Origin of the sequence: Streptomyces sp. SCL15-4 (assembly GCF_033366695.1) — a bacterium.
Classification (GTDB): domain Bacteria; phylum Actinomycetota; class Actinomycetes; order Streptomycetales; family Streptomycetaceae; genus Streptomyces.
Genome location: NZ_JAOBTQ010000001.1, coordinates 873,699 through 886,424 on the forward strand (window position 1 = coordinate 873,699; position 12,726 = coordinate 886,424).

A 12,726-nucleotide genomic window follows, 5' to 3' on the forward strand; every position below is an offset into this window, starting at 1 on the left:
GCGTGGCCCGGCAGGACTCGTCCGTGGATCCGGCTGCCGCTAGCCGCGGCGCCCGGCCGGATCGTGAGCGGTGGTGTCCCGGTCCTCGTCGCGCCGGAGGGTGCCGGCGCCGGTGCCCGGCGTCCTGGCCCGGTCACCGTGGCCCGGCCACCAGGCGGCATGGCCGATCAGGGCCGTGAGGCTCGGGGTGAAGAACATCGCCATGACGAACGCGGCCACCACGATGCCGAAGGAGACCGCGAAGCCCATCTCCGACAGCAGCGAGTTGCCCGCCAGCATCATCGTGGCGAAGGTCGCCGCAAGGATGAAGCCCGCCGCGGCCACGGTCGGGCCCGCGTGCCGGAGGGCCATGCCGGCCGCCTCGCGCGGCTCGCGGCCCTCGCGGGCCTCCTCACGCAGCCGGGCGATCATGAGGATGTTGTAGTCGGTGCCGATCGCGACCACGAAGAGATACATGATCACCGGCAGCATGAACATCAGACCCGAGTGGCCCTGCCAGTTCTGGAAGATCCACACGGTGGCGCCGAGGGTGGCACCGAAGCCGAGGCCCACGGAGGCGATCAGGTACCACGGGGCGACCACACTGCGCAGCAGCAGCCCCAGGATGATCATGATGAGGAGGGCGGCGACCGGGAAGACCGTGCGGTAGTCGTGGTTGACCGCCGCGTCGATGTCCTTGTAGATCGAGGACATGCCGCCGACGTACGCCTCGGTGCCGCCGGGCGCCGCCGAGTGCGCGACGTCGCGGACCCGGCCCACGGCGTCGATCGCCTTGTCCGTCGACGCCTCGTACTTCAGCGTGACGGTGAAGTCGGCGGTGGTGCCCTCCCTGTTGAGCTGGGTCATACGCGCACTGGCGACGCCGTCCACCTCGCCCAGCTTCCGGGCGTACTCCTTGAAGCGGGACCCGTCCAGCTGCTTGCCGTCGGTGCTGGACAGGTAGACGTCGGTGGGTGCCGCCGCGCCCGCCGAGTACGCCTTCTGCATCTGGTCCTGGACGACCATGGACTCCTTGGTCTTGGGCATGGAGCCCGACGCCAGGTCGAAGGTGGCCTTGAAGCCGAAGGTGCCGGCCGACAGGACGAGCAGGACGAGCCCGGAGACGACGGCGGTCAGCGCCGGACGGCGCTGGACGCCCCGGCCGAGGGCGGCGAAGCGGGCGTTCTGGGGCTCCTTCTGCCAGGACTTCGACGGCCAGAAGACCTTCGGTCCGATCAGCGAGACCACGGCCGGGATCAGGGTCAGGCCCGCGATCAGGGTGGCGCCGACCGCGATGGCGAGCGCCGGGCCCATCTGCTTGAGGAAGCCCAGCGTGGACAGCACCAGGGCGAGGAAGGCGATGATGACCGCTCCGGCCGCCGAGGCGATGGCCTCGCCGACCCGGTCCACCGCGTTGATCATGGCCTGCTTGGGTTCGTCGCCGGCGCGCAGACTCTCGCGGTAACGGAATATCAGGAACAGGAAGTAGTCGGTGCCGACGCCGAAGAGCACGACGATGAGGATCGATGAAATCGAGCTGTTGGCCTGGAGACCGAACAGCTTGGTGGCGTAGGCGATCAGGCCGTTGGCGACGGCGGACACCAGGCCGATCAGCACCAGGGGCAGTACGGCGAGGATCGGCGCCCGGAAGATGATCAGCAGTGTCACCAGGATGATGACGAAGGTGCCGATACCGATCAGCGCCTCGCCGCGCTTGGACGAGTCCTGCTGGTCGAGCGCCTGCGCCGCGGAGCCACCGAGCTTCACGTCGAGCTGCGTGCCCTTGGCCAGTTTCTTGGCCTCGTCACGCAACTCCTTCGCCGCGTCCGCCTGTTTGGGCTGGCCGGCGTTCTTGCTGTCCATCTGCACCAGGGTCAGGGTGTACTTGCCGTCCTTCGACGGCTGGCCGGGGACGACCTTCTGGACCTGGTCGATGTGCTTCTTGCCCAGCTCGGTGGTGATCCGGGCGACATCCTTCTGGTCGGCGGCGGTGAGCTTGCCGCCGTCGGTGCGCTGGTAGAGCGCGATCGCGGACGGCGTGAAGGCGCTGGGGAACGCCTTCTGCTGAAGGTCCGCCGCTTTGATGGACTCGTAACTACTGGGTAGGAAACTGCTCTCGTCACTGTTCGAGGGCAGGCTCGGGGCGGTGGCGACTATCGCCACCGCGGCGATCAGCCACGCCACGATCGTCCAAATGGGATGACGGACGACGGCGTTGCCTATTCGTCGGAACATGCGGAGGGTCCTCCTGGGCAGGAAGATCACCGCAGCCCGGGGAGCGGTCCCTGGCATCGGCGACCCCGACCGGCACGCGTGGAACGGGCCGGTCGCATGGTTGTCTTGACGTCACATCCTAGTGACCGCGCCCACGCGCTCCCTCATCGGACGCTCCGGCCCCGGCGAAGCGGTGGAATCCACCGGTATATGTCTTTGGCATGTCGATGCCGGCGGCCGGGATGAACGGGCGGGGCGCGGTCGTTGAAGCGGACGCGGGACTCGACCGGAGGCACCGACACGAGGGAGTGCGCATGACCGTCCAGGACATCGACCGGTCGGCCTTCGTCAAGGAGTGGGAGGAGTGGCACCGGGCCAAGGAGGAGGCGCTGGCGGGACCGCGAGGGCTGGGCGGCCGGCCTGGAGCGGCACGAGGACGGCTGGCGCCCCCGCTTCGACCGTGACGCGATGATCGCCGCGCTGGCGGAGACCGTCCGGTGTTCCTCCCTGCCCGCGTGGCGGCGGGTCGGCTGCCCCACCCTGGCCGTCTTCGCCCGGTCCGGCCTGGTTCCGGCACCGGCCGTCGACGCGATGCTCGCACAGCGCCCGGCGACCCTGGCCGTCAGCGTCCCCGGCACCGGCCACGACGCCCACATGGAACGTCCGGAGGTCCTGCACGACCTGCTGGAGGAGTTCCTCGCCGGTCTCGGTGGCCTGTCCCCGCAGAGGTGAGCCGCCGGCGCCGCCGGGCCCGTACGGCCGTCCTTCCTCCGGGGCCGCGAGCGGCTCAACGCGCGTCGGCGAGGATCGCTCGCAGCCGTGCCCGGCATTCGGCCACGAAGGCGGGGAAGGTGTCCCAGTAGAAGGAGATCCCGCTGAGGCCCACCGCGATCGCCCAGGCGCGGGCGCGCGTCCAGGTCACCTCGTCCAGGTCCAAGGTGTCCCGGTAGGCCTGCCGTGCTCGTGGCGGCAGGTCCCAGAGCGTGGCGTGCTCGGCGTCGGGGAAGCCGACCGAGAGCGTGCCGAAGTCGATCACCGCGTGGAGCCTGCCGTCCCGGACCAGGACGTTGGTCGGCTTGAGGTCGCCGTGCAGCCACACGTGCGGTCCGGAGGGCTCGGGCAGTGCGAGCGCGGCACGCCACAGCTCTTCCAGGGCGTCGATGTCCAGCTCGGAGCCCACGGTGGTCCGGCAGTCGTCGAGACATCTGCCGACCCACTCGTCGCACGGCCTCAGGCTGCCTCCGCGATACCAGCCGAGGTCGCCCGTGCGCGTCGCGCCCCTGAGGTCGATGCGGTGCAGCTCCCTCACGACCGCCGCGAGGTCGGCGCCGAAGGCGGCCCAGTCCCGGACGGTGTCCGGTCCGGCCTCGTCGCCGTCGATCCAGCGGTGGACCGACCAGACCAGCGGGAAGGCGTCGGCGGGCGTCCCGGCGTGAACGACCTCGGGAATGGGGCAGGGAAGGAGGGGCGCCAGGCGGGGAAGCCATTTCTGTTCCTTCCGCACGGACCGCGCGTGGTCGGCGGTGCGCGGCAGGCGCACGAGCAGGTCGTCGCCCAGCCGGTACATGGTGTTGTCCGTGCCCGCGCCCGCGGGCGACAAGGGCAGGGCGGCCCACCGCGGGCGCTGCTCCCTCAGCAGTGACCGCACCAGCGTCTCGTCGACCGGGATCTCGTTCTCGTGAAGCGTCACGGCGGGAGTCTCATCGTCGGACGGCACGGGAGGCCAGTGATTATCCGGCGGCCTCGCATGGTGCCGGGGCCGGTCCGGCGGCGGGTGAATTCGGTTGCGGCGGGACCGGTGGGCCGGGTGGGGTACTGCCATGGACGGTGCCACGCGGCCGGCGCGACGGGCCGGAGCGGAAGCGGCGCGCCAGGTCACGGCCCGGCCGGCGCTCTGGCGCGCTACGGCCGTACTCGCGGCCCTGATGCTGGCCGCCTTCACCCTCAACACCGTGGAGAGCCTGCCGGTCGGTCTGCTGGAGCCGGTCGCCCGGAGCCTGCGGGTGTCCCTGCCGGCGGCCGGCCTGCTGGTCACCGGGTACGGCCTGACGGTCGCCGTGGCCTCCGTGCCGCTCGCCCACGTCCTGCGGGCGGTGCCCCGGCGCCATGTGCTCGCCGGGCTGCTGGCCGCGCTGGTCGTGTCCGGCGTCGTCTCGGCGCTGGCCCCCTCCTACGGCGTCCTCCTCGCGGCGCGGCTGCCGGCCGCCCTCGCGCAGGCGCTGTTCTGGGCCGTGATGGGCCCGGTCGCGGTGGGCCTGTTCGCGCCCGGGGTGCGCGGGCGGGTGGTCGGGGCGCTGTCCGTGGCCGGTTCGCTCGCCCTGGTGCTCGGCGTTCCGGCCGCGACCTGGCTGGGCCGGCACAGCGGCTGGCGGCTGCCGTTCGCGCTCCCGGCCGCGCTGGGCCTGGTCTGTCTCGTGACGATCGCCGTCCTGCTGCCGACCTCGCGCCCGGAGGAGGAGCCCGCCGCCTACGCGGCCGGTCCCGACGGCCGCCGGTTCGCCACCGTGCTGGCGGCGGGGTTCCTCTCCGCCACGGGCGCGTTCGCGGGATACACCTACATCGTGGCGTTCCTGGAGCGCGTGAGCGGGTTCGCCCCGGGCACGGTCAGCGCGCTGCTCTCGGTCTTCGGCGTCGCGTGCCTGGCCGGCGTGAGCGTCACCGCCGTCCTGCTGGACCGCTTTCCGTACGCGGCGCTGACCGCCGCCGTGGCCGTACAGGCCGTGGGCATGCTCGGCCTGTACGCGGCCGGCGGCCGGCCCGGGGCGGCGGTGGTGTTCCTGGTGCTGACGGGCGGGGCGCTCGGGCCGGTGTTCATGGCCGCGCAGAACGCGATGCTGCACTGTGCCCCGGGCCGTACGGATCTCGCGCTCGCGGCGAACTCCGGCTGCTACAACGCCGGTATCGCGGCGGGCGCCACGCTCGGGTCGCTGCTCCTGCCGCACGCCGGCCCGCGGGGCGTCTTCCTCGCCGGCGGGCTGCTGACCGCGGGGGCCTGCGCGGTGCTGCTCGGCGGTCACCTGCCGCGTCGGCGACGGCGGCCCGCCGGCCGTCACCTGCCGCGTCGGTGACAGCGGCCCGCCGGCCCTGCCCGCGCCGCACCGTGCCGAGCGGCTTGCCGTGGGCAGGTGTCGGCCCGGGGTGCGGGGGCATCGGCGGTGTATGGACGTACTACGCTCTTCGGCCCGGGCAGCGGACAGCAGACCCATGGCCATGGCGGCCCGGGCCGGTTTCGCGGCGCGTGGCCTGATCTACGTACTGGTGGCCGTGCTCGCGCTGCGGATCGCCTTCGGCGGTGGCGGCGGCCAGCGCCAGGCCGACCGGGGCGGCGCGCTCGGCGAGCTGGCCGAGCGGCCGTTCGGTTCGGCACTGCTGTGGATCGTGGGCATCGCGCTCGCCGGGATGGCCCTGTGGCGGCTGTCGGAGGCGGTGTTCGGCGCGTCGGGCCCCGACGGGTCCAAGCTCTCCCGGCGGGCGGCGGCCCTGGCCCGTTTCATCTTCTACTGTTTCGTCTCCTACTCGGTGCTCGCCTACGCGGCCGGGAGCCGGGGCAGCGGCAGCGGCTCGTCCGACCGGCACACCGACGACGTCACCGCCCGTGTGCTGGAGTGGCCCGCCGGTCAGTGGCTGCTCGGCCTCGCCGGAGCGGGTGTGGTGGTGGCCGGTCTGTGGATCTCGGTGCGGGCCGTGCAGCGCAAGTTCCTGAAGCACCTGCGGACCGAGGCCCTGTCCGGCCGGACCCGGTCGGTGGTGGAGGCCCTCGGGGTGACGGGTGGTACGGCCCGTGGCGTCGTCTTCGCGGCGGCCGGTGTGTTCGCCGTCGTCGCGGCCGTACGGCATCAGCCGGGCCGCGCGAAGGGCATGGACGACACCCTGCGCGCGTTCCGCGACCTGCCGGCCGGACCGTGGCTGCTCGCCCTGGTCGCAGTCGGTCTGGCCGCGTTCGGCCTCTTCTCCTGGTGCAACGCCCGCTGGCGCAAGGTCCGGCCCGGCGGCGGGCCGGTGGGCTGAGCGGGCCGGTCGGCGGATTCCGGCTTGCCGCGGGCTGCGGCGCAGGCCTGGACCGGGGCCATGCCGACGCCGCCTACCGATGACCGTCTCGCGTCGCCACCGGCGCGCACCCCGGGTACGCGAGCGGCCAGCGCCGAGTGCGCGGTCCGTCGCGCTGGTCCGCCCGTCGGAGCGCAAGACCATGACCATGATGTCCGGCGAGACGCTGACAGGGTTGCCGTCGAGGTACCGGCAGCGTGCACACCAGCCGATGCCGACGGTGCGAGAGCGAGCGTGGACAGGGTGAGGACGGCGGCACGGAGCAGCCGCCTGCCGGGTCCGGCCGTACGGGTCCGGCGGAGGCCGGTCTCGGACGGGCGGGCGGCGGCCCGGGATGTGGGCGGACCCGGCGGACGGGTGCGACGCGGACGGGTGCGGGCCGGCTGCTCGTTGGGCCCGTCCGGTCTGATTGGGCCGGGGCATCCGGGTATCCCGCCGCGGGCGGTCCGGTCGGCGGGGCCGGTGGACGCACGCGACGCGGACGCGGACGGGCGGGCGCGGCGCGGACGCGGACGGGCGGGCGCGGCGCGGACGCGGACGGGCGGGCGGCGGCCCGGGATGTGGGCGGACGCGGCGGGCGGGCGGCGGCCCGGGACGTAGGCGGACCCGGCACACGGGCGCGGCGCGGACGCGGACGGGTGCGGGCCGGCTGCTCGACGGGTCCGGCGGGTCCGACTCGGCCGGAGCATCCGGGGGCCCCGGGCCGCAGGTGGTCCCGTCAGCGTGGCCGTCCCGTGGGTCGCTCCTCTTCCACTCCCCTGAGCCTTCGGGGCCGCGCCCCCTGGTGCGTGGTCGCGTCGGCCAACCGATCCACGGCCTCCCGGCGCCGGCGGTCCGGCGGACTAGGCGGTGGCCGCCGGGGTGTCGGGCCGGTGTGGACGTGTCTCGTCCTGGGCGGTGAGCCGGGGGAAGGCGCGGGCGGCGGCCAGGAAGCCGAGCGTCGTCAGCACGAACGGCCAGGTGAAGGCCCGGCCGCCGGACGGGGCGAGCAGATGGGCGACGGCCGGGGTCGCGGCGGTCGCCGTCGCGGCGCCGAGCAGCGCGTACAGCAGGGTGGCCGGGGTCACGGCGAGGAACACACCGCACAGGGCTACGGCGACGAGCACCGCGTTGCAGCCCATGGTGCCGTCGGCGACGGCGGCCTCCGGTGCGCCGAGCGCCCAGGCCGTCAAAACGCCCGTGGCGCTGCCGGCGCAGGCCAGCAGCGCCACGGCCCGGCCGGCCAGGAACAGCCCCGCGAGGAGCAGTGCCCCGGCGTACCACTCGTCCAGGAAGAAGACCTGCGAGATGTTGCGGAAGAACGCCCGCCACAGGTCGTCCGGGTGCGGCGCGGTCGGTCCGGTGGCCGGGCGGGGCAGCGCGGCGAGGCCGGCATCGTGCGGCCGGATCCGCCGGTAGGCGGGCGCGGCGACCGTGATCGCGCTCGCCAGCAGGCAGTACGGCAGGGTCAGCGGCGGCAGCCGCCACACCCGCAGCAGCCCGGTCACGGCGGCGGTGGCGACCGCGGTCACCGCGCAGCCCGCGGCGGCGAGCAGCGCCGTGGACAGCCGGCCGGCGCCGAGGAACACCGCGCACCACAGCGCGACGAGGCAGGAGTTGAAGCCCTCCAGCCCCTGCTCCACGCGGTCGCGGGCGACGCGCAGCAGCCGTGCCGTGCCGGTGCCGAGGGCGGCGCCGCCGAGTGCGTAGGCGCCGTAGCGCCAGTCGGCCGTGGCGAGGGCGAGGCAGAAGACGGCTCCGGTCCGCGCGTCGGCCTGGAACATCACCTGGGCCGGTCCGCGCAGCAGCCACCGCCCGCAGCCCCTGGCCCGCCCCCGACGCCACCACCGGACACCGTCCGACCGCCGCACGTTCCGCCCCCTCACCGACGTCCTCCCCATGTTCCGCATTGCGGTATGCATCTTCCGACATACGGTACGGAGCTGTCGAGCGGCGTACGGCCATCACCAATACGGTGCCGACGGAGGTGTGGGTGACACGGGAGGGGCGCAAGCGGCTGTTGCGAAGTGCGCCGGGGCGTGCGACAAACGGCAGGCATCTTCCGCGCGATCCGGGGCAGCCGCCTGGTGAAGAATGCGCTGACCAAAAGATCAGCACGAGCGGAGACGAGGAACACGCGGTGGACACGGCGGCGATGAACGAACAGGCGGGGCCGGAGCGGCTGTCCGTCATCCGGTCCACCATCGACGGGGTCACCGTCGTCACGGTGATCGGTGAGATCGACCACCACACCTCGGGCGTACTGCGGGACGCCCTCACCCCCATGGACTCCGTGCCCGGCGAGCGCACGGTCGCCGATCTGAGCGGGGTGCCGTTCATGGACTCCAGCGGCATCAACGTCCTCATCGCCGGCCACCAGGCCCATCAACCGCCGGGCTGGCTACGGCTGGCGGGCGTCCGCAATCCCGTCCTGCGCACCCTGGAGATCGTCGGCCTCACCCCGCTGATCGCCTGCTACCCGAGCATCCGGGAAGCCTTGGAGGCCTGAGGGTCCGCCGCCGCGGACGCCGGCGGACCGAGGGACCGCCAGGGGTGTCAGGACTGCGGGCGCTTCCCGTGGTTCGCCGGGTGGTTGCGGCGCGACTTCTTCTTCCGGCGTCGCTTCGAGGACATCGGTACCTCCTTGTGTGCCTTCTCGTGGACTGGAAGTAGCCCATATATCAGGACATAAGCACACTATCCCGGCGCAATCCGTCGTACACCCCAAGCGCAGCCGGTCCCGCTCCGGGAGTCCTCCGCCTCGGTCGGCGACCAGGCCGACCAGTTGCGGCGCGCCGACCAGCTGGGGCGCCGGGACCGGCGGATCGAGGACATCACCGAGCGGCTGCGCGAGGCGGAGCGGCCGCGCCCTGCTCGGCCGCCGGCCCGGTGACACCGTCCGCTACGACACTCCGGACGGGCCGGCGACGGCGGTCGTGATGTCGATCGGCGAGCCTCCGGCCGCGTGATCCGCGAGGGGCCGTCTCCGTGCCTCTCCCGTCACGGGGCCGGTGCGGGTGCCGCGTCGGCGTTCCGGCGCACCGAGCAGTGCAGCGAGTCGTCCCGCACGTCGGCGACGATGGTGTCCCCGGGATCGGCCTCGCCGCCGAGCAGGAGCGTGGCGATGCGGTTGTCGAGTTCGGCCTGGATGGTGCGGCGCAGCGGGCGGGCGCCGAACTCCGGTTGGTGGCCGTGGGCGATGAGCAGCTTCTTTGCGTTCTCGGTGACCTCCAGGTCCAGGCCCTGGGCACGCACCTTGTGCTTGCTCCGGTCGAGCAGATGGTCCAGGATCCGGCCCAGGTCGTCCTCGGTCAGGCCGTGGAAGATGATGATGTCGTCGATCCGGTTGAGGAACTCCGGCAGGAACCGGCCGCGCAGATCCTCCATCAACTCGGCCTTGAGGTCGGACACGTCGCCCTTGTGGTCCAGGATGCGGTGCGCGCCGATGTTGGACGTCATGATGACGACGCAGTGCCGGAAGTCGACGGTGCGGCCCTGGGCGTCGGTCAGCCGTCCGTCGTCCAGGATCTGCAGCAAGGTGTTGAAGATGTCGGGATGCGCCTTCTCCACCTCGTCGAACAGCACCACGCTGTAGGGCTGGCGGCGGACCTTCTCGGTGAGCTGGCCCGCCTCCTCGTAGCCGACGTATCCGGGAGGCGCGCCGACCAGCCGGGCGACGGTGTGCTTCTCCTGGAACTCGCTCATGTCGAAGCGGATCATGCGGTCGTCGCCGCCGAACAGCAGCGCGGCGAGGGTCTTGGCGAGTTCGGTCTTGCCGACACCGGTCGGGCCGAGGAAGAGGAACGATCCCACGGGGCGGTTGGGGTCGCCCATTCCGGCGCGGTTGCGGCGCACGGCCTGGGAGACGGCGGTGACCGCCTCGTCCTGGCCGACGATGCGCGCGTGCATCTCCTCTTCGAGACGCAGCAGTTTCTCCTTCTCGCCGGCGGTGAGCCGGGAGACCGGGATGCCGGTGCGGCGGGAGATGACGTCGGCGATGTCGGCGGCCGTGACGGAGACGACGCCCTCGCGGCGCTCCTCGATACCGGCGAGTTCGCCCTCCACCTCGGCGATCTGCCGCTTCAGCTCCGACGCCCTCTCGAAGTCCTCGGCGGACACGGCCTGGTCGAGTTCCCGTCGCAGCTTGGCGATGTGGTCCTCACGGCCGACGATCTCGGTGGAGCGTCCGCTGCCGCGCAGCCGCACCCGGGCACCGGCCTGGTCCATCACGTCGATGGCCTTGTCGGGCAGGAAGCGGTCGCTGACGTACCGGTCGGACAGTTCGGCGGCGGCGGCCAACGCGGCGTCGTCGAAACGGACTTGGTGGTGCGCCTCGTAGGAGTCGCGCAACCCCTCCAGGATCTGCACCGTCTCCTCGACGGTGGGTTCCGGGACCAGCACCGGCTGGAACCGGCGTTCCAGTGCGGCGTCCTTCTCGATGTACCTGCGGTACTCGTCGATGGTCGTGGCGCCCACGACGTGCAGTTCCCCGCGCGCGAGGGCGGGCTTGAGCATGTTGCCCGCGTCCATGGCGCCCTCGCCGGAGGCACCGGCGCCGACGACCGTGTGGAGTTCGTCGATGAACAGGATGATGTCGCCGCCGGCCGCCTGGACGTCCTCGATGACCTTCTTCAGCCGTTCCTCGAACTGGCCCCGGTACTGGGCACCGGCCACCATGCCCGACAGGTCCAGTGCGACGACCCGCTTGCCCTTCAGCGTGCCGGGGACCTCGTCGGCCACGATGCGCTGGGCGAGTCCCTCCACGATCGCGGTCTTGCCGACCCCGGGTTCGCCGATCAGCACCGGGTTGTTCTTGGAGCGCCGCGAGAGGATCTCCACGGTCTGCTCGATCTCGTCGGCCCGTCCGACGACCGGGTCGAGCTTGCCGGCCTTGGCCTCCTCGGTCAGGTCGCGGCCGAACTCGTCCAGGGTGGTGGCCGGCCGGCCGCGCTCGGCCTGGGCGGCCTCGGGGCGGGCCGCCGTCTGTTCGGTGAGGCCGGCCAGGCGCTTGGTGTCCAGGCCCTCGGCCCGCAGCATGCGCGCGGCGCCGGTGTCGCTGTCGCCGATCAGGGCGCCGAGGATGTGCTCGGGCCCGATGTAGGAGACACCGGTGGCCTGCGACCGGGCGAAGGCGGCGCGCAGCGTGCGCTTGGCCGCCGGGGTCAGGCCCGGTTGCGCGGAGGGCGCGCCGGACTCGCGGGGCAGCACCTTGGCCAGCTCGGCGGCGAGCGTGTCGGGCTCCACGCCCACCTGCGCGAGCAGCCGGCGCGACGGCTCGACCTGAGTGGCCGCCCACAGCAGGTGTTCGGTGTCCAGGTCGGAGGTGCCGTCGTCGGCGGCCCGCTGCGCGGCCAGGTTGAGCAAGGTCTGCGACGACTCGGTCAGCAGCCGTCCGATGGGCACACGCTGCACCGCTGGGGGCGAGGACGCCGGCGACATCCCGAAGAATCGATTCAGCAACTCGCTGAAGGGATCCGACGAACCGCCGAACGGTGCACCGAACGACATCGACATGACAGCTCCTGGCGCGTGTGAGAGGTCGGCCGTCCGCGGCGGGACATCCGCGAGCGGCGTCCGCGAAGGGATATCCGCGCTGTCGGCAACGCGAGGGACCCACGAAGGGTCCCTCCATCACTGAAACCCCCGCCGGACGGCACCGCAAGCGGAGGCAGGGGCGTGGCGGCCCGGGCGTCGCGTGACCGGTCGCGACGGCGGGGGTGTCGTGACGTAGCCGACGTGCCGGGCGGCCGGAGGCACGGTGCGCGCCAGGATGATCCTGGGGACCCGGCGGCCATGGCCACCGGCGGTCACGGCGGGCCGGAGCGTCCCGGACGGACGGACCGACATGGTGCTCCGCGCGGCCGGCAACGCGCCGAGGACCATCCGACCGTCGTCACAGGCCCGGCCATCCGAAACGGCCGCGACCATCAAGACGGTCCCGACCGCCGGACAACCGCGGCCACCCGCGAACACGGCAGGCACGGCGCCCTCGACGGACGGACCACCGGGCGTCGGAGGCGGGGGCGGAGGCGGAGGCGGCCGAAGGGCCTGCGGGACGGTGGTCAGGAGGGGCGGGGCCGGTGGTCCAGGTGCGGGATGTGGCCCTTGAGGTAACGGCGCACGGGCGGCGGCAGCAGGGTGTCCGTGGTCTCCGCCATCGCTGCCCAGCGCAGGTGGTCCGGGGTGAGGCGGCCGCCGTCGGACGGTGACTCGGTCAGCAGCCGGCACAGGACGGCCGTCTCGCCGTCGGCGTCCCGTGGTTCCAGCGGCTCGGTGCCGTCGACCAGGTAGCCGGTGATCTCGTAGACGACCCGCGCGGCGGTGGCCTCGGCTGTCTCGGCCGGTTGCGGGGTGCCCGAGGGCAGCCCCCAGCCGGCCGCCTCCGGAACCAGCAGCAGCCGCCCGTCGTACACGACGACCGCCCGCACCACCACCTCGGCCCGCTCCGCTGTCATCCGGCCCACCACCCCTCCCCAGGCATCCTTCGCCTACCCGGGGCCCGGGCCC

10 protein-coding genes are annotated in these 12,726 nt (G+C 73.0%); 5 read left to right on the plus strand and 5 right to left on the minus strand.

Translation table 11 applies throughout. The annotated features are described in order from the left end of the window. Positions 1-39: 39 nt before the first annotated feature. The gene (locus SCK26_RS03640; protein ID WP_318199789.1) at positions 40-2,214 is read right to left on the minus strand and encodes an MMPL family transporter; all 2,175 of its coding nucleotides are present in this window, start codon (positions 2,212-2,214) and stop codon (positions 40-42) included. 293 nt (positions 2,215-2,507) lie between these two features. On the opposite strand from SCK26_RS03640, the gene SCK26_RS03645 reads away from it, so the two are divergent. Together SCK26_RS03645 and SCK26_RS03650 are read left to right on the plus strand one after the other, a co-directional pair. Beyond that, complete coding sequence (locus SCK26_RS03645) at positions 2,508-2,657, plus strand: hypothetical protein (protein ID WP_318199790.1); 150 nt, start codon at positions 2,508-2,510, stop codon at positions 2,655-2,657. Continuing rightward, positions 2,614-2,925, plus strand: a complete 312-nt coding sequence (locus SCK26_RS03650) for an alpha/beta hydrolase (protein ID WP_318205895.1) — start codon at positions 2,614-2,616, stop codon at positions 2,923-2,925. The genes SCK26_RS03645 and SCK26_RS03650 overlap by 44 nt, the downstream gene beginning before the upstream one ends. A gap of 55 nt (positions 2,926-2,980) precedes the next feature. Here SCK26_RS03650 and SCK26_RS03655 read toward each other — a convergent pair whose 3' ends face one another. Next, positions 2,981-3,883, minus strand: a complete 903-nt coding sequence (locus tag SCK26_RS03655) for an aminoglycoside phosphotransferase family protein (protein WP_318199791.1) — start codon at positions 3,881-3,883, stop codon at positions 2,981-2,983. Between the two features lie 235 nt (positions 3,884-4,118). On the opposite strand from SCK26_RS03655, the gene SCK26_RS03660 reads away from it, so the two are divergent. Beyond that, positions 4,119-5,261 (plus strand): MFS transporter, encoded by a 1,143-nt coding sequence (locus tag SCK26_RS03660; protein ID WP_318205896.1) that lies wholly within the window; start codon positions 4,119-4,121, stop codon positions 5,259-5,261. A 136-nt stretch (positions 5,262-5,397) separates the two neighbouring features. Next, positions 5,398-6,201 (plus strand): DUF1206 domain-containing protein, encoded by an 804-nt coding sequence (locus SCK26_RS03665; protein WP_318199792.1) that lies wholly within the window; start codon positions 5,398-5,400, stop codon positions 6,199-6,201. 881 nt (positions 6,202-7,082) lie between these two features. On the opposite strand, the gene SCK26_RS03670 is transcribed toward SCK26_RS03665, so the two are convergent. Further along, positions 7,083-8,141, minus strand: coding sequence for an urea transporter (locus SCK26_RS03670; RefSeq protein WP_412080698.1), 1,059 nt, complete (start codon positions 8,139-8,141; stop codon positions 7,083-7,085). Between the two features lie 218 nt (positions 8,142-8,359). On the opposite strand from SCK26_RS03670, the gene SCK26_RS03675 reads away from it, so the two are divergent. Further along, entirely contained in the window at positions 8,360-8,728 is a 369-nt protein-coding gene (locus tag SCK26_RS03675; protein WP_318199793.1) for an STAS domain-containing protein, read from the plus strand. A gap of 491 nt (positions 8,729-9,219) precedes the next feature. Here the strand turns inward: SCK26_RS03675 and SCK26_RS03680 are convergent, their stop codons facing one another. Together SCK26_RS03680 and SCK26_RS03685 are read right to left on the minus strand one after the other, a co-directional pair. Continuing rightward, a complete protein-coding gene (locus SCK26_RS03680; RefSeq protein ID WP_318199794.1) occupies positions 9,220-11,733 on the minus strand; it encodes an ATP-dependent Clp protease ATP-binding subunit in 2,514 nt (837 codons plus the stop codon). Between the two features lie 548 nt (positions 11,734-12,281). After that, positions 12,282-12,674 (minus strand): NUDIX domain-containing protein, encoded by a 393-nt coding sequence (locus SCK26_RS03685; protein WP_318199795.1) that lies wholly within the window; start codon positions 12,672-12,674, stop codon positions 12,282-12,284. Positions 12,675-12,726 lie beyond the last annotated feature (52 nt).